This window comes from Tumebacillus avium (assembly GCF_002162355.1).
Taxonomy (GTDB): domain Bacteria; phylum Bacillota; class Bacilli; order Tumebacillales; family Tumebacillaceae; genus Tumebacillus_A; species Tumebacillus_A avium.
The window spans coordinates 3,161,831-3,178,395 of sequence record NZ_CP021434.1 but is presented as its reverse complement, the minus strand read 5'-3'; the positions used below and the strand labels follow the sequence as shown (position 1 = coordinate 3,178,395).

The 16,565-nt window shown below is 57.7% G+C and carries 22 protein-coding genes; all 22 read right to left on the bottom strand.

Annotation, left to right across the window (positions count from 1 at the left end; translation table 11 throughout):
* Positions 1-2: 2 nt before the first annotated feature.
* The 22 genes from nusB to CBW65_RS15235 all read right to left on the bottom strand — a co-directional run bounded on the left by nusB (position 3) and on the right by CBW65_RS15235 (position 16,499).
* Entirely contained in the window at positions 3-431 is a 429-nt protein-coding gene (nusB, locus tag CBW65_RS15340) for a transcription antitermination factor NusB (protein ID WP_087457584.1), read from the bottom strand.
* A gap of 76 nt (positions 432-507) precedes the next feature.
* Positions 508-735, bottom strand: coding sequence for a DUF2273 domain-containing protein (locus tag CBW65_RS15335; RefSeq protein WP_087457583.1), 228 nt, complete (start codon positions 733-735; stop codon positions 508-510).
* A 3-nt stretch (positions 736-738) separates the two neighbouring features.
* Positions 739-1,272, bottom strand: coding sequence for an alkaline shock response membrane anchor protein AmaP (gene amaP / locus CBW65_RS15330; RefSeq protein WP_157721972.1), 534 nt, complete (start codon positions 1,270-1,272; stop codon positions 739-741).
* Between the two features lie 64 nt (positions 1,273-1,336).
* Positions 1,337-1,759: an Asp23/Gls24 family envelope stress response protein gene (locus tag CBW65_RS15325; RefSeq protein WP_087457581.1), complete on the bottom strand. Its 423-nt coding sequence runs from the start codon at positions 1,757-1,759 to the stop codon at positions 1,337-1,339.
* A 61-nt stretch (positions 1,760-1,820) separates the two neighbouring features.
* A complete protein-coding gene (accC, locus tag CBW65_RS15320; RefSeq protein ID WP_087457580.1) occupies positions 1,821-3,164 on the bottom strand; it encodes an acetyl-CoA carboxylase biotin carboxylase subunit in 1,344 nt (447 codons plus the stop codon).
* Between the two features lie 17 nt (positions 3,165-3,181).
* A complete protein-coding gene (accB, locus tag CBW65_RS15315) occupies positions 3,182-3,691 on the bottom strand; it encodes an acetyl-CoA carboxylase biotin carboxyl carrier protein (protein WP_087457579.1) in 510 nt (169 codons plus the stop codon).
* A gap of 149 nt (positions 3,692-3,840) precedes the next feature.
* On the bottom strand, positions 3,841-4,353 hold the full coding sequence (locus CBW65_RS15310) for a SpoIIIAH-like family protein (RefSeq protein WP_087457578.1): 513 nt from the start codon (positions 4,351-4,353) through the stop codon (positions 3,841-3,843).
* Between the two features lie 45 nt (positions 4,354-4,398).
* Positions 4,399-4,995 carry a stage III sporulation protein AG gene (spoIIIAG, locus tag CBW65_RS15305; RefSeq protein WP_087457577.1) on the bottom strand — a complete coding sequence of 199 codons (597 nt, stop codon included), beginning with the start codon at positions 4,993-4,995 and terminating at the stop codon, positions 4,399-4,401.
* A 4-nt stretch (positions 4,996-4,999) separates the two neighbouring features.
* Positions 5,000-5,656 (bottom strand): stage III sporulation protein AF, encoded by a 657-nt coding sequence (gene spoIIIAF / locus CBW65_RS15300; protein WP_087457576.1) that lies wholly within the window; start codon positions 5,654-5,656, stop codon positions 5,000-5,002.
* A 7-nt stretch (positions 5,657-5,663) separates the two neighbouring features.
* Positions 5,664-6,917 (bottom strand): stage III sporulation protein AE, encoded by a 1,254-nt coding sequence (spoIIIAE, locus tag CBW65_RS15295; protein WP_087457575.1) that lies wholly within the window; start codon positions 6,915-6,917, stop codon positions 5,664-5,666.
* A gap of 17 nt (positions 6,918-6,934) precedes the next feature.
* Positions 6,935-7,324, bottom strand: coding sequence for a stage III sporulation protein AD (gene spoIIIAD, locus CBW65_RS15290; protein ID WP_087457574.1), 390 nt, complete (start codon positions 7,322-7,324; stop codon positions 6,935-6,937).
* A gap of 31 nt (positions 7,325-7,355) precedes the next feature.
* A complete protein-coding gene (spoIIIAC, locus tag CBW65_RS15285) occupies positions 7,356-7,559 on the bottom strand; it encodes a stage III sporulation protein AC (protein ID WP_087457573.1) in 204 nt (67 codons plus the stop codon).
* 12 nt (positions 7,560-7,571) lie between these two features.
* Positions 7,572-8,090: a stage III sporulation protein SpoIIIAB gene (spoIIIAB, locus tag CBW65_RS15280; protein WP_087457572.1), complete on the bottom strand. Its 519-nt coding sequence runs from the start codon at positions 8,088-8,090 to the stop codon at positions 7,572-7,574.
* Positions 8,087-9,106 carry a stage III sporulation protein AA gene (gene spoIIIAA, locus CBW65_RS15275; protein WP_087457571.1) on the bottom strand — a complete coding sequence of 340 codons (1,020 nt, stop codon included), beginning with the start codon at positions 9,104-9,106 and terminating at the stop codon, positions 8,087-8,089. Before spoIIIAA ends, spoIIIAB begins: the two co-directional genes overlap by 4 nt.
* A 186-nt stretch (positions 9,107-9,292) precedes the next feature.
* On the bottom strand, positions 9,293-9,748 hold the full coding sequence (locus CBW65_RS15270; RefSeq protein ID WP_087457570.1) for a YaiI/YqxD family protein: 456 nt from the start codon (positions 9,746-9,748) through the stop codon (positions 9,293-9,295).
* Positions 9,745-10,518, bottom strand: a complete 774-nt coding sequence (locus tag CBW65_RS15265; RefSeq protein WP_157721971.1) for an HAD family hydrolase — start codon at positions 10,516-10,518, stop codon at positions 9,745-9,747. Before CBW65_RS15265 ends, CBW65_RS15270 begins: the two co-directional genes overlap by 4 nt.
* 106 nt (positions 10,519-10,624) lie before the next feature.
* Positions 10,625-10,885, bottom strand: a complete 261-nt coding sequence (locus tag CBW65_RS15260) for a hypothetical protein (protein ID WP_087457568.1) — start codon at positions 10,883-10,885, stop codon at positions 10,625-10,627.
* 37 nt (positions 10,886-10,922) lie between these two features.
* Positions 10,923-12,098: a Ger(x)C family spore germination protein gene (locus CBW65_RS15255; protein ID WP_157721970.1), complete on the bottom strand. Its 1,176-nt coding sequence runs from the start codon at positions 12,096-12,098 to the stop codon at positions 10,923-10,925.
* Positions 12,085-13,293 carry a GerAB/ArcD/ProY family transporter gene (locus tag CBW65_RS15250; RefSeq protein WP_087457567.1) on the bottom strand — a complete coding sequence of 403 codons (1,209 nt, stop codon included), beginning with the start codon at positions 13,291-13,293 and terminating at the stop codon, positions 12,085-12,087. The genes CBW65_RS15255 and CBW65_RS15250 overlap by 14 nt, the downstream gene beginning before the upstream one ends.
* Positions 13,247-14,887 carry a spore germination protein gene (locus tag CBW65_RS15245; RefSeq protein ID WP_232463342.1) on the bottom strand — a complete coding sequence of 547 codons (1,641 nt, stop codon included), beginning with the start codon at positions 14,885-14,887 and terminating at the stop codon, positions 13,247-13,249. The genes CBW65_RS15250 and CBW65_RS15245 overlap by 47 nt, the downstream gene beginning before the upstream one ends.
* A gap of 79 nt (positions 14,888-14,966) precedes the next feature.
* Positions 14,967-15,719: an iron-containing redox enzyme family protein gene (locus CBW65_RS15240; RefSeq protein WP_232463341.1), complete on the bottom strand. Its 753-nt coding sequence runs from the start codon at positions 15,717-15,719 to the stop codon at positions 14,967-14,969.
* A gap of 30 nt (positions 15,720-15,749) precedes the next feature.
* The gene (locus CBW65_RS15235) at positions 15,750-16,499 is read right to left on the bottom strand and encodes a class I SAM-dependent methyltransferase (protein WP_087457566.1); all 750 of its coding nucleotides are present in this window, start codon (positions 16,497-16,499) and stop codon (positions 15,750-15,752) included.
* Positions 16,500-16,565 lie beyond the last annotated feature (66 nt).

Genomic DNA, 16,565 nt, shown 5'->3' with positions numbered 1-16,565 from the left:
GACTACTCCTGCGCTGCGAACTCGCCGCGCAGCCCGTCCATCTCCGGCACGATCTTCGCCAGCACGCCGTTGACGAATTTGCCCGAGTCGGGCGTCGAGAACGCCTTCGCCATGTCGATCGCTTCGTCCAGCACAACCGAAGTCGGCGTCTCATCATGGAACAGCATTTCGTACAGCGCCATGCGCAGGACGTTGCGGTCCACGTTCGCCATCCGGTTCAAATCCCAGCCGGTGGTGTGTTTGCTCAGCACCGCGTCAATCTTATCAACATGCTTGGTGGTTCCGTTCACCAGGTCGCGCACGAACATCGGGTCGATCTCAGCACCTTCCTGTTCAAGCACATGCTCAATCGCCTCGAGCACATCCGCCTTAGCGACATCAATCTGGAACAATCCTTGCAACGCAAACTCACGAGAAGTTCTACGGCTCATCTCTCGCACTCCTTATATCGTCTTGTTTCTGTTAGTATTCCCGAAGGACAAAAAGGAAACCACCAAGTTCTGGTGGTTAGTCCCGGTACTTATCGGGTACGATCTTATCGATCACATCACGCCAGTCTTCGCGCTCGTCAATCATCTTGCCGACATAAAAGCCGCCGACCACGAAAAAGCCGAAGATGATCGTCTTGAGCAGTCCGAAGATCAGGAAAAACAGGCCGAACAGCACGCCGATGACAGTACCGAGCAGTTTCTTATTGCCGGAGAGCGTTTCAAACAGCTTCAGCCACTTGTCCATGATCTACTCCACCCGCTTCTTGACGACAGCTGTCTGCGCCTGGGCCAGTTCCAGTACGTAGACCGTCACTTGTTCAACCGGAATCCCGGTCGTTTGTTCCACAAAGTGTTTGACCGCGTCCTGCAGTTCGGCTGTCGTCTTCGGAATCTCCAGACCTGCTTCGATCGAAAATTTCATGGCGATGCGCATCGTGCCGCCTTCGTTCAGATGCACGCGCGCTTTCAGATCGGATACGCCGCGCACGCGGGATGCAGCTTTCAGCGCGAGTTGCTCCAAGGTGTCGTAGGAGATCTTGAGATCCCCGTTGTCCAGCTTGTGCGTGATCGTCTGCGGCTCATGGTCACCGCGTTTGGAGCGGTAGATCAAAAAGAAGATCGAGAGCAGCAGGAAAATCACCGCTGCCGCTGCGCCGTCATCGTAGATTTCAAAATTGCGGCCAAGCACTTCGGTGCCTGCGTATTGCAACAGGATGACGACACAAGCTGCCGCGACCCCGAGCGCGTACAGCCACAGGATGATGCGTGGAAACAGTTTCAAAAGCTTGTCCTCCTCTCCTAGCCATAAAACCCCCTGCAGATCAGGGGGGTTCACGGAACAATCTTTACAGCACGCGGCTCGGCGGTTGTTGCGGCGCTCGTTCCTCTTCCTTGCTGCCGTTTTCCTCGTCCTTGCCCTTGAAGGTGACGCCAAGCACGTGAACATTGACTTCGACGACTTCCAGTCCCGTCATGCTCTCGATGGCGCGCTTGATGTTGTCTTGGATCTCGCTGGCGACTTCCGGGATCCGCACACCGTATTCAGCAACGATGGACACGTCCACCGCGCATTGTTTTTGACCGACTTCAACCTTGACGCCTTTGGCGAGGTTCTTGCGGCCGAGCAGTTCGGCGATGCCGCCTGCTACGCCGCCCGACATCCCGGCGACCCCGCGCACTTCGGTCGCGGCGAGACCGGCGATGATCTCGATCACTTCGTTCGCAATGCGAATGTTGCCCATATCGGTCGTATCAAACTCCATATTCATGGCTGATTCGCTCCCTTCCTCATCTTGTCCCTGTTTCTATTAGTATAAACTTCCTGTCCTTTTATGACAAAGGATACATTTCCAGAAACTTGGTGGTGACATCGCCTTCGATAAATTTCTCGTGACGGAGCACCTTTTGGTGGAAAGGAATCGTCGTTTTGATGCCTTCAATGGTAAATTCGCTCAACGCGCGCAGCATGCGCAAGATCGCTTCGTCGCGGGTCGGCGCCCAAACGATCAGCTTGGCGATCATCGAGTCGTAGAACGGAGTGACCGTGTAGCCCGAGAACGCAGCGGAGTCGACGCGCACGCCAAAGCCGCCCGGCGGGAGGTAGGTCACGATCTTGCCCGGATTCGGCATGAAGTTCTTGTCCGGGTCTTCCGCGTTGACGCGGCACTCGATCGCCCAGCCGTCAAAGACCACTTCTTCCTGGGTCAGGGAGAGCGGCAGACCTGCTGCGACGCGGATCTGTTCTTTGATCAGGTCGATGCCGGTGATCATCTCGGTCACCGGATGCTCGACCTGGATGCGGGTGTTCATCTCCATGAAGTAGAAGTTGCCGTCTTCATCATAGATGAACTCGATCGTGCCGGCGCCGCAGTAGGAAACGGCCTTCGCCGCCGCAACGGCTGCCGCGCCCATCTCGGCGCGCTTCTCCGGCGTCAGCGCCGGAGACGGCGCTTCCTCGATCAGCTTCTGCATGCGGCGCTGGATGGAGCAGTCGCGCTCGCCGAAGTGAATCGCGTTTCCGTGCGAGTCGCCCATCACCTGGATCTCGACATGGCGCATCGAGGTGATGAATTTCTCCAGATAGACGCCGGCGTTGCCAAACGCAGTCTGCGCTTCGGTCTGCGCCATCTGGATCAGGCGGGCCAGCTCGTCCTTGGAGTTGGCGATGCGGATGCCTTTCCCGCCGCCGCCTGCCGTTGCTTTAATAATGATCGGGTAGCCGATCTCGTCGGCGATCTTCAAAGCTTCGTCGAGGTCTTCCACGAGGCCTTCGGTGCCCGGTACGATCGGAACGCCCGCTTTTTTCATCGTGTCTTTCGCGACTGCTTTATCGCCCATCTTCTCGATCGCTTCCACGCTCGGTCCGATGAACGTGATGCCGCATGCTTTGCAGAATTCGGCGAAGTCGGAGTTCTCAGCCAGGAAGCCATACCCCGGATGGATCGCGTCAACGCCAATCGAAGTGGCAAGCGACAGGATATTCTTGATGTTCAGGTAGGAATCTCTGGATAAGGTCGGTCCCACACAGTATGCTTCATCCGCCATCTTCACATGCAGGGCCTCACGGTCCGCTTCCGAATAGATCGCAACGGTCGGAATGCCCAGCTCTTTGCAGGCGCGAATGACACGCACCGCAATCTCACCACGGTTAGCAATCAGCACTTTATGAAACATTCGCAAAGTCCCCCGTTCTAGTCAACCTTTACCAAGAAGAGCGGCTGACCGTATTCAACCAGCTGACCGTTTTCGACCAGCACTTCGACGATTTCGCCGCGCACATCCGCTTCGATCTCGTTCATCAGCTTCATCGCTTCCACGATGCAGACGATCGTCTTCTCTTCGACGCGCGCGCCCGCTTTTACATACGCAGCTGCGTCCGGCGCCGGAGAGCTGTAGAAGGTGCCGACCATCGGCGACACTACTTTATGTAAGGACGGGTCTTCCGCTTTCGGCGCTGCCGGAGCGGGTGCTGCTGCCGGTGCGGCCGGAGCAGGAGCTGCTGCCGGAGCCGGTGCTGCTGCGACAGGCGCTGCCGCCGGTGCTGCTGCCGGAGCGGCTTGTACGACCGGAGCCAGCACTTGCACGCCTTCTGCCGTCTTCTTGATCGACAGCTTGGCGCCTTCTATTTCGTAGTTGAATTCGGCGATGCTCGTCTCATCGAGCAGACGCACCAATTCGCGGATTTCATTGAGTTTGAACATGTTGTATGTCACACTCCTCGTGCATTTATGTAATTTCTTGTACACAACATCCACAATAGTATATCATAACCCAAGTTTTTCTTTCTACTTTTCGGTCAGTTAAAAAATCCCCCTCGCCCGAATTGCTGCCAGGGGGACTTTTTTAGTTGTTAGTTGTGCTTTTCGACGATGACTTTGGAGGAGGAAACGCCCATCTCCTTCGCCACGATGCCAATGATCTTGACCGCTTTCATCTTGTCGAGGTCTTGCGCCTGCACGGTGACGTGGAACTTGTTGTTGTCTTTCGCTTCGATGAATGCATCCGGGTAGCCTTCTGCGGTGATCAGGTCGATCGTGCTTTCGATCTTCTCATCGAGGTTGTTCATCGTCTCCAGCTCTTTTTTCGCTTTTTCCACTTCGTTTGCATCTTTGCCGGACGCGATCATGTTGTTCAGCTCTTCAACGCGGGCGGAGAACTTCTCTTGCGCATCGAGGTGCATTTTAATGAAGAAGTCGCTGCCTTCCGCTACCACCGGCTGCTCACCGCCTTTGTCCTGCTGGCTTGCCGTTTGTGCCGGGTCGGTGTTGACCGGCTCGACGTTGTTGTTGACGGTGTAGAAACCGATCAGCATGAGGGAGAGCACCATCATCGTGGACAACCAGATCGTTTGACGCTTAGCCATTGTAAAATTCCTCCTTAGAGTTCACCAAATGAATTTTTGAGTTCGTTATTTCTTCGGCAAAACTGAGATTTTATGTGGAGGCACCTCCAGCGCTCGCTGGACGGCTTCCTTGATCAACGCTACGGTTTTGATCTCTTCGGCGCCTTTGGCGACAACGACCACGCCGCGCACGCGGGGTTTGATCGTCTTCACCACCACCGGCTGTTCGACCCCGCTTTCGCGGGTCAGCACCAGCTGGCCGTTTTTGTCATATTGGGTGATGCCGCGGGTACCGCCTTTGGTGTCGTTTTCGTTGGTGGTCTGGCGGTTCTCCTGCAGGTTCTCGGCGTAGATCACCTCTTCGCTGGAGTCGATCGTCACCATCACCGTAGCGTCGGTGACGCCGGTGACCATGTTCAGGATGTCGGTCAGCTCCGTTTCGACGACCTGCTCATATTGCCCCATGTCGCCGGGGTTGGAGTTGTTGACGACCTGGCCCGCTTCGGCGCCCTGCCCGGCTTGGAGCTGCGCGGTGTTCGGCGCGCTTTGGAACCAGGCCAGCGGGTTTAGCACCAGCAGGACGCCAAGACCGCCTAAGAGGATCAGCATTTTTTTGTTTTTTATCAGGTTCTGCATGCGGGTCTGCATGTTTTCTTTTTCCATCTCCTCACCTCCCCTGCGCTTCTTGCCAGATCACGCTGATACTCGACTTCGGCAGTTGGAACTCGGTGGACAGCTGCTGCAAGATCGCATTGGTCGTCTCGTTGTTCACCTTGGGCGGCGGCTTTTGCAACTCATTTGCATCGCCTCCGCCGATGATGACCGGCTCGACTGCTTCGACAGGCTTCGCTGCGCCTGTGCCCGCTTCCGGCTTCGGCATGACGATCACCGCGAGATACTCGATGGCGGTCGGCTGGCCTTCTGCGTCTTGTGTCACGCGCATCTCCACCGAGTCGACCGTCACCCCGTATCCGTGTTCGACCGTCTGCTTCACATTTTCCGAAACCATCGCTTTCCACTGTTCGACGGTGGTGCTGGCCTGCTGCTCTTGCAGCCGCTGCCCTTGCGCCGTGATCTCGTCGATGCTTTTCAAATTGCCGACGCCTTCTTTGGTAAGAAACTTGTCGAGGGCAAAATCAAGCTCGTAGACCGAGGTGCCGTACAGCTTGAGCACGGGGCTTAGCATCAGCAGGATGATCAGCAGGCCCATCACCAGCTTCACATAGCGCTGCATGGCGTTGTTCGGCAAGATCATGTCGAGCACGACCGCCAGGAAGATGATCAGGATCAATCCCCGCATCCACTCGCTCAGGAACTCCATCATCTTGGCATCACCTCACCATCACCGAGAGATTGCTCGCGGCGATGATCACGGTGATGGCGAGGAAGAACATGAAGCCGACCGTGGCGAGCGCGGCGAACACCAGAATCAAGCTTTTGCCGATCGTGGAGAGGCAGCGGATGATCGGCGAGTCGCCCAACGGCTGCATCAGCGCCGCCGAGACATTGTAGATCAAGGCGAGCGAGAGCACTTTCAAGGCGGGGAACGCGCAGATCAGGAGCACGACCGCCGCACCGGTCACGCCGAGGGCGTTTTTCAAGATCAGCGAAGCGCCAACCACCGTGTCGGCCGCGTCGGAGAACAATTTCCCGACCACCGGCACGAAGTTGGAGGAGACGTATTTCGCCGCCTTGATCGACACGCCGTCCGCCACCGCGCCGGCCGCGCCTTGCACCGACACGACGCCGAGGAAGATCGTGAAGAACACGCCGAGCACCCAGACGGCGGTGCCGCGCAAAAGGTTGGCAAGCTGCGTCACCTGATAGCGGCTGGAGATCTGACTGACCAGGGTGAGGATGGCGGAGAAGAAGATCAGCGGGAAGACCACGTACATGATCAGGTCACCGATCACGTTGATCAAAAACACGATCAAGGGGTGGATCATCGCCGCCGACGCCAGGCCGCCCGTCGCGGCGAGCAAGGCGAGGTACATCGGGATGGAAGCGATCATAAAATCGACCATCGTTTGAATCGCGTCTTTCGCATACGACGTGGCAGCGGCGAAAGACTGCACAGCGAGGATCATCAGGACCAGGAAGCAGATCGCATGGGCGATCTTGGAGACGTTGTTCGCTTCAAACGCCGTCTGCATCGATTCGAGCAGGGCGGCGAACACGGCGAGCACCAGGATCGTCCCGAGCAGCCTGGAGTTGAGGAACAGCTCGTGAAACAGGAATTTGAGCAGTCCCATCAGCACGCCTTTGAACACGACGCCAAGCTCCCCTTGCAGGATCAGCTCGAGAAAATGTCCTTTGATCTCCGGCGGCAGATACTCGCGGTACTCTTCGGTCAATTCTTCTAAAAACTGATCAAATTCGTGCAGATCGAGCTCTTTCATCTGCTGCTCCACCAGCGGATCGGTGATCTGGCTGCCCGGCGCGCCGGGGGTGCCTCCGTCCGTCTGCACCTGCGGAATGCCGGCGGCAGGCGGCGAGGTCCCCTCCGCATGCGCGGTGAGGGAGCCGAAACTGGCCGCGATCAGGAGCGCTAACAAGAACATCAGGTGGTAAAACCGTTTGGGCATCGCCTCACCCCCCTTTCTCAACTGGGCAGAAGCCCCATCACCAGCTCGATGATGCGCTGGATGATCGGCAGTGCGAGCACGAGAATCAGGATTTTCCCTGCCAGCTCGATCTTTGATGCGATCGCGCCTTCGCCGGAGTCTTTGGCGATCTGTGCGCCAAATTCGGCGATGTAGGCGATTCCGATAATTTTTAAGATCGTCTGCAAAAAGATCATCTCCACGCCGGCCGCAACGGACAATCGCTCCAGCAGGTGGATGACAAGTCCGATTTTGTCGAGCAAAAAGATGAAGATGAAAACCCCGGTGACAAGCGAGATCAGAAAAGCGGTTTGGGGAGATTGCCCCCTGAGCACGACGATCAAAATGGTGGCGGCCAGTCCAAGCCCTACGATTTGGATGATTTCCATGTCTGTCGTACCCTTTCTGCAGCCGCCTGCGTTAGTTCATTAGAAACACGTTGCGCACCTTATCGAACAGATCGCTGATGTACGTGATCACGGTGAGCATGATGACGATAAAGCCGGTGAGTGTCGCCCAGTGTGCGAACTCCTCTTTGCCGGACTGCTTGAGCACCGTGTGGATGACTGCAGTCAGGATGCCGATCCCGGCGATAAAAAAGATGGTGTTCACGTCTGAGTTCATGGCCGTCCCTCCTCAATACAAGAGAATCACGAGTGTCAGCCCCATCAGCGCCCCCAGATACCGCCACATCTTCTCGTTCTTGGACTGCTCTGCGCGCGCGTCCTGCTCTTCGGTGCCAAGGTGCGCGACGGCGAGCTGAATGTGTTTGATCTGGTCCTGGCGGTCGGAGATGCCGAGCGTCCGGCCGAAGCTGTGCAGCACGTCGCGGTCGCCTTCCTTTAAACGAAGGCTCGTGTGGTGCGCTGCCAGCGTCTCGCGCCAAATCTCCCCGGCGGTAACACCCTGTCCTTCACGAAGCTTATGTCCAAGCTCGGCGAAAAATGTCCCAACCGGCCCTTGGATTCGTTCTCCGATTTTCGACGCCGCTTCCGACAGCGGGGTCGCCGCGTACAAGATCTCCGTCTCCAAAATTTTCAGCGCGGTGATGAACAGCCGCAGCTGCTTGGAGCGCTCCGCATAGCGGTTGGCCATCCGAAAGCCAAAGAGCGTGGCGACGAGCAGGATGATCACGCTTCCCAAGATCTTGATCATGGGGCATCGCCTCTTGTTTGGATGGGGTCGCCTGTCCGGTCATACACGCCTTCGATCGTGCACGGCCCGCGGCGGCGGGAGAGGACGATGTAGCGGGAGAAGGCGCCAAGTTCGAACAGTTGCCGCAGCAAAGGGCGGGTGCGCACTTCATGCATCCCAAACCCGTGGGCGGTGGTGATCACCGTGACCCCGGCGTGGATCGCTTCGAGCAGCGCATGTCCGTCTTCAGCCCGTCCGATTTCGTCGGTGACCAGCACTTGCGGCGACATCGAGCGGATCATCATCGCCATCCCTTCCGCTTTCGGGCAGGCGTCGAGCACATCGGTGCGCGGCCCGAGGTCATGCTGCGGCGAACCGTGCCAGGAAGCGGCGATCTCGGAGCGTTCGTCGACGATGCCGACTTTTTGTCCGGCGATCTTCGGATGCAGCGTCCCTTGCGAAATTTTGCGGGCGAGGTCGCGCAAGAGCGTCGTTTTCCCGCATTGCGGCGGCGAGATGAGCAGCGTGTTGTGCAGGCGATAGGCGGCAGAGTCGATGAGCAGGTGCGCCACCCCGTCGGCCGCGTGTTTCACGTCGCGGGCGATGCGGATGTTGAAGGCGGCGATCTCTTTCATGCCCCGCACCTTACCGCCGCCGTCGAGCAGCGTTCGTCCGGCGATGCCGACGCGGTGTCCGCCTTGGATCGTGATGTAACCGCGCCGCAGTTCCTCTTCCAGCGCGTACAAGGACGAACCGCTCATCAGGTTTAACGTCTGCGCCAAGTCCTCTTCGGTGAGCGGGTCTCCCGCCTCTGGCTCCGGGATCACTTTTCCCTGCATGGAGAGGAACCCGTCCTTGCCGCCAGATAATATCTGCAAAGGCCGGCCCAGCCGCAGCCTGATCTCTTCCAACTGGTGAAGCACCTCACCAGGCATGCTCAGCAGCGCCTGCCGGATGCGCACGGGCAGCACGGGGGCGATCTGTTCGCGAATAACGCTCAAGATGTCGCCTGTGCCCGGGATGGTTCGTAAGATCATCTTTCTCTCACCCCTGTCCTATCGCGTTGATACTTCATCTCTATGAGCCATGTCCTACCGATATACCAACAAGTCATGCAAATCTCCCAAAACTTATTCATAGAGTACGGACAGAATACAGACAGAGTACAGACAGCAAAAAAGGGCAAACAAAAAACCCCGGCCTGCCTCTGCCAGAGTTTTCGTTTACCCATTTTCGGTTGTCGCGCCGATGCGGTCGAGCAGGTCCCGGAGCGCTTGCAAAAAACGCTCTTCATCCTGTTGGGTCCGCTTTTTCGGCCCTTTGGTGCGCCCGCCGCCCCGGCGGTGCTTGGCGGCTGCTTCGCGCAGTTCGAGGATCAGCCCCATGTCGTCGCTCTTGTATTCCTGCCCGGTCACCGACAAGGCATAGCCTTGCCTGCTCAGCACCAGCGCAGAGAGGCCGATGTCCTGTGTGATCACAAGATCGCCTTTTTGCATCCGGTTGGCGATGGCCAGGTCGACCGCCTGTGCGCTCCCGTCGACGACAAGGCGGTGCTCGGCCTGCGTCTCATGGTGGATGTTTGTCACCAGCACCACTTTGATGCCGCGACGCTTACCTTCGTCAACCGTCGAACGGACGGCGCCTTTCGGGCAGCCGTCACCGTCGATCCAGATCGTCATGACCGCTTCTGACCGCTGCCGGACTTCTCCTTCACTTCTTCGACGAAGCTTTTGATCACGTGCGGCACATGCTGAATCGTCTCCAGCGTGTGGAACTTGTTGCCGATCACCGGCACGTTCAGGTCAGCATGGTCGAACGCCCAGCCCCCTTTGTCGGGCAGATGGATCGCATGAATGCCTTCTTCCAGCGCCGGACGGATGTCGTTGCGCGCCGAGTTGCCGATCATCCACGTGTGTTCACGGCTCAAGTTGTTGGCGGTGAGGATGTTTTGCAAAACGTCGCGGTTCTTATGCTCGGAGATAAAGCGGCGGTTCGCCGGGAAAATGTCATCCAGTCCTGCCCGCAACACTTTCGACGTTTGGATCTCCTGATCGCCGCCGGTGTAAAGATAGAGCTCATGCCCTTCATTTTTCAAGTTCAGCAGCGTCTCATGCGCGTGCGGGTACATCTCGACCGGTTTGACGTACACGCCGTAGCCGATCGACAACAGCTCTTTTTCTTCCCGTTCGCTCGGTTTCTTGCCATGCTTGTCGCACATCAGGCGGTACGTGGCGACCAGCGATTCCGGAAAGCGGTCTTTGCCCAAACCGTGCTGCACGATGCCGGACAGATCGATGTTGTGCTGCGTCTCATCGACCATCCGCAAATCGAGCGGGAAGTCTCGAAAGAAATCGGCCATGGCAGCGAAAAATTCATCGCGAGCCTCATTAAAAAAACGATTGCAGTGAATCAAAGTATCATCGAGGTCAAACAACAGATGCTGCTCCATGCTGCGTCCCCTCCTTTCGATAGGTTCTACCATTATAATGAAAAATGAAAAAACCGACAACCAAATGGTCGCCGGAGAATAAGACCGCGGGTCCCCGCTCCCCGATTTATGCGGGGAACGGGTTGATGATCATATACGCGATCCAAAGCGCCGCCGCCACCGCCGCACCAACCAGCGCCCACAGCAGCATGCCGCGTCCGTAGCGCGAGAACAGGCCGGTCAGAAAGCCCATCGTCCACGGAGCCGGGGTGTTTGGATAGGCCGCATGATATTCTTCCTCGATATCGGTATACTGCTTGTGCAATTTTTCTTCAAATTTATCATCGAACTTTTTGCGTTCCTGCATCTTTTGATCCTCGTGGTTCATGTGACCATTCCCCTCCTTTTGTCATAGCGTTCGCCCATTACCGCATTTTCATTCCCACGCGGCGAATCTCCACGTCATAGTTGACGTTGATCTGGGTCTGTGGAAATTCGTCATACCATTTCAGACGCTCAAATTCGTGCGGGTACTTGGCCCGCACTTTGTTGCCCATGCCAAACACGTCCACCTTGTACTCTTTTTGGCAGAGCTCGACCAGCTTTTGCGCCCGCTTCTCCAGCTCTGTGGAGATCGCGCTTTCGATCTGTTGGACAACCTGTTTTTTGCGGTAATCGAGATCGCACATCGATTCGACGATATCGAGTTCGGCCGTGATTTTGACGTCCATGCGAAACGTGCCCTGATGCGGCGCTACCGTTGACTTGCTGTGCACTTTTTTCGGATGGGCGGTGATGTATTTGCGCTCGCTGTTCGACCCGGTTTGTTTGGCAGCCGGGCAGGGGATCGTAATGTCGCCTCCGATCGCTTTGTCCCGCATGTGCAGGAGCGCCCATGATTGTTCCTCTTCGATCCGGCCGACCATCTTGTCATCGTGAAACAGGGCGATGCCGTGCCATTTGATGTCCTGCTTGTTGGACTTGACGAAGTTGGCGGTCGGTTCGATCCCGCTCGATGAACGGTCGATAAACCATCGGCCCAGCGTGATGTCGGGAATGCGGCCGCGCTCCGCTCCGTTTTGGATCAAGTCCATCACGTAGACGATCGGGATCTGCTCAAGCTTCGGATCGGCATGCAGCAGATCGACCGCCTGCTCCGGCGTGATCAGCACCCACAGGAGCCGCCGCATCTGCGGGCTTCTGCGCAGCGAGTCGATGATGCCCGACATGTCGGTCCGTGCCACCCGCTCCGAGACCGCAATCACGCGGGTATGCCCGTAAAAGAGCTCCTGATTTAAACGCGACTGCAGGTTGCGCATCGCATCGGCCATCGAGAAGCCGGTCGCGCTCATCACTTTGACCGCGCTTTTGCCGCCTTCCCCTCCGCCACCGCCGGAACCGGTGATTTTGATCGGAATCGGGATTTGCACCGACAGCTTGATCATCGGCCGTTCCCCTCCCTGCCTTTCCGCCAAGTCGATCGCCATCGCCACCACCGAGGTGCGCTGTTCAAGCTCCTTGCGGTCCCAGCAGCCGCTGCTAAGCGTCGCAAGGAGGCAAAGCAGCAGCAAAAGCGGCATCATCCGGTCAGGACGCTTCATGCAACGACGCCTCCTTCCCGCCGGACTCCGCTTCGCGGCCATCCATCTTCCGGACGATGGCCAACAGCAGGAAGCAGAGCGGCAGCACCACCGCAACGAGGATGCCGAAGTAGCCGACCATCTCGAGATAGTAAAACAGCTCTTGGATATTCTGCGCCACTTTCATCGCGATGAAGTAGCTGGCCGCATAGCAGAACAAGGACGTCCAGAGCGGTTTTTTGATGCCAAGCAGCTTTTTGAAAGACCAGTTGGCGCAGTAGAACCAATTGCCTGCCGTCGTGAACACCGCCGCCACCCAGACTCCGAGAAAAACGGCTTCCAGCCGCTCCAGGATCAGTCCGGGCACGTTGACCGACTTGATCAGCTCCAGCGTCGGCCAGGCCTGCCGCGACAGCTCTTCATAGCCAAAGCTCATCGTCCCGGCGATGACGATCAGCAGATAGACGATGCCCGGCACCAACACGCCGTACACCTGATAGCGCAACAGTTTTTTGTCGTGCTTGAGGTTGCCGTTAAACATCAGCAGGATCTCCAGTCCCAAAAAGGTGTCCATCGCCGGCAAAATCGCCATGGCGATGCCCATCAGGTGCATCGTCGGAATCAGCGGCATGATGTATTCGAATTTGGCGTTTTGATAAGCCGACACCGAGATGAACAAAACGGGCACGACGATGATCACCAACAGCACTTCGTTGACTCGCGCCACCACTTCGCTGTCGAAAAAGGATAAGTAAAAGCACAAAAAGAGCATCGTGCCGACGATCACTTCCAGCGGTGTGTTGACCAGCACCGCCGTGACCACCACTTCGCCAAACGTGCGGGCGACAAGACCGGTCACGGTCAGCCAAAACAAGGTGTAGAGCAGGATGATCGGAAAGGCCAGCACGTTGCCGACCCACGGTCGTTTCTTCGAACCGAGCAGTTCGCGGCACAGTTCGACCAGCGTTCTTCCCGGGAAGCGGGCGCACAGCTTGCCGATGATCACCACCGTCGCCATCGCGCACAAGAGCGCGATCAGCACCGCTACCCAGCCGTGTTGATGAGCGTCGGCGGTGGTGGAGCGCGGCAGGGTCAGCACGCCGACACCGATGATCGTCGAGGCGATCAGGGACAAGCTTTGCGAATAGGTCAGGTAATAATGCGGTTTCTTACTTTTCCTGTGGCCGGTCGGCCGGGCCTTTGCTTGCTGAGTCATGGTCGATATCCTCCGCCGATGAAGAGTTGGTGCGTTTGCGTTCTGCGTCCTGTGAGAACACGTCCGGCCGTTTGGTCATCTTGTAAAGCGGAATCCGAATCAACGAATCGCCAAGCGCGCGGAACGACCCTTGTGAAAAGGGAGACAGATACGGCACGCCAAACGATTTCAGCGAACACAGATGCACCACGATGATGATCAAAAACAGCATGACGCCGTACAAGCCGAACATCGCGGCGAGCAGCATGATCGGGAAGCGCAGCATGCGCAGCGCGATCGCCGCATTGTAGGAAGGAGCTGCAAAGGAGCCGATCGTCGTCAGCGCCACCACGATGACCATGATCGGTGAAACGATCCCCGCCTGCACCGCCGCTTCCCCGACGATCAACGCCCCGACGATGCCGATGGTGGGGCCGATCGGTCCGGGCAGGCGCACGCTCGCCTCGCGGAGGATCTCGATCGACACTTCCATCGCAAACGCCTCGACGACAGACGGGAACGGCACTGTCGCCCGCCCTGCCGCCATGGCGATCACCAGTTTGGAAGGGATCATCTCCGGGTGAAAGGAGGAAAACGAAATGTACAACGACGGCAACAGCAGCGCCATCGTCATCGACAGCGCCCGAATGAAGCGCAGCAAGGTCGAGATCAAAAAACGCTCATAGTAGTCTTCCGGGCTGTGGTAAAACTGGGTCAGCACGCTTGGGGCGATCAAGGAGTACGGCGAACCGTCGATCAGGATGATCACTTTGCCTTCCAGCAGGTTGGCGGACGCTTTGTCGGGACGTTCCGTGTTTTGAATCTGCGGAAACGGCGACCAGTGGTTGTCTTCGATGAACTGCTCGATGTAGCCGCCTTCAAAGATGCCGTCCAGTTCAATCTCTGAAATCCGGCGCTCCACTTCATCGACGATCCCCTGTTGAGCGACGCCGGCGATATACACGATCGCCACATCGGTGTTGCTGCGTGTGCCGACCGTGAAGTTTTTGATGCGCAGGTCGGGGTCCTTGATTCTCCGGCGAAGCAAAGCGGTGTTTGTGCGGATTGTCTCCCCGAAGGCATCGCGGGGGCCGCGCACAACCGATTCGCTTTTCGGCTCATCGACGCCGCGCTTGGCCCAGCCTTTGGCGGAGATAACGAGCGCTTCCTGACACCCCTCGAGGAGCAGCGCCGTGTCGCCGGACAGCACGACTTTGATCACGTCGCGCAGCTTGCGGATCGTGCGGACCTCCCCGACCGGCAGTTTATAGCGCATCAGGTGCTGCGCCGCCTGCGCGGGTTCAAACTCCTGATGCGACTGGGTGCCCGGCCCGGTCAGCATCATCGACCGCAGCACGTCTTCATGGATGCGCTCCGAGTTGGTCAAGCCGTCGATCATCACCAGCGCTGCGCGCAGCCGGCGGTCTCCTTCGTAATAAAATTCGCGAACGACCACATCGTCGCTGTGCCCCATCTGCTCTTGCAGCCAGGCCAAATTTTGATCAAGCGCGGCGGACAGGTCCTCTCCGTCCAGCGCTTCCACTTTCTCCTCGAATCTCCGCTCGTTGATCGCCTGCTTGCGCTGTGCTTTGCCTTTGCGTCTGATGCGGACCACGTTCTGCCTCCCTTCCGGTCAAAACATGCAAAAAGGCCATCCTATGTCTCGTTAGGATGACCTTTCCAAGCTATATTATTTATTTCGCTATCATCTCTTCGTACAGCTCATCATAAAAACGGGCTTCCGACAGCGCGATCGTCAGGCCGGCCCGGTAGATCGTCTGCAACTCCTCCGGGGAGGAGAAGTCGAGCAGCACGTCTTTGCAGAGCTGATAGTGGCGCGGCTCATGCTCATCGGCATGCGCCATCCAGAAGCCGACATTGACCCGCGTCTCCTGGTTGTAATTCGGGTGGCGCAATCCCTGCCCGATCTCGCCCATCACGAGGCCTGCGAACAGCTCCGAGCCGAGGCCAACCGCCGCCATCGCTTCCAGGGTGGTGGCGCTTTTCAAAAACGAGAGGAACGACTTCACCGCTTTCTGCGTCGCGCCGCCGACCGGATAGTCCGGCACGTGTTCGTCGCTGACGGCGACGTCTGGCGCAACGCTTTCCAAAAACGTGCGGTACATCTTGGAATGGTAGCCTTTCGGATTGCCGCGCCCCGCTTCGTCCCAGAGGTTGTCGACCAGCGGCACCCACCAGCGGTCGAGCGGTTCGACAGCAGCCACAGCTGCGCCCAGCACGCGCGGGAAGTTGCGGCTGTAGTAGCTGTACTGCAGTGCAAACTCGCGGATCTGCGCTGCCGAATAACCTCCGTTGTGCAGCGTTTTCAAAAAGCGGCCGTTGATGATCTCTTTTTCCACTGCGGCCATCACAGCCTGTTCGACCTCTCTGTAGGTCTGAAACACCGGCACTTGTTGTTCCATCAAGTCGTTCATCGTTTGTGACATCGCTGAAGCCCTTCTTTCATTCAAATCGAGTTAAGATGATGATTTCGTCCCTTTTTTCGCCCGGTAGACGCGGTAGCCCAAGCGGTGCTTGAAGCTTTCGGTCACCTGCTGGTGGCGTTCCCAGATCTTGTAGATGCCCGGGTCGATGCCTTCTGACGGGTTGAACTCCGGCCAGACGCCTTCGCCCGACTCTGCATCGGGCAGCGCGGAGGCGACGGTGCCGCCTTTGACTGCAAGAACGTCGCGCAGCCCGGCTTTTTGCAGGCGTCCGATCCACTCCGCTTCGGTCGGCACCTGTTTCGTTCCATACACGCCTTGCAGCTCCTGCAGTTCCTTCGCCGACAGCGGGCGTTCCGCCGTCATCTCCAAATCGAGCAAGATCCCGCCCGGACGGAGCACCCGCGCGTATTCTTTCAGCGACTTGGCGAGGTCGGTGAACACTGTGACCGATTCGACCAGCACCAAGTCGAAGCGCCCGCTTGGAAACGGCAGTTTGTTGGCGTCGCCTTTCAGCAGTTTGACCGGCAGCTTTTCTTTGGCAAAGCGTTCCTGCGCCTTCTGGCGCATCAGCGGATGCAGATCGACAGCCGTCACCTGACACCCGTATGTCCGCGCCAGAAAGGCTGCCGTCTGCCCCGTTCCGCAGCCGACATCCAGCACGCGCGTCGTCTTCTTCAGCCTTTCACCGGCGAGCACTGCTTCCGTCAGCGCGATTCCGCCCGGATGCGCCCCGCCGATCCCAAACAAGGCCAGCAGATCCTGATAGCTCAATTCCCCCATGCTCCCACGCTCCTTCTAGGAGCATTGTATGTAGGGGAGTGATGCCTTCTGTGTCTATGATAAGAA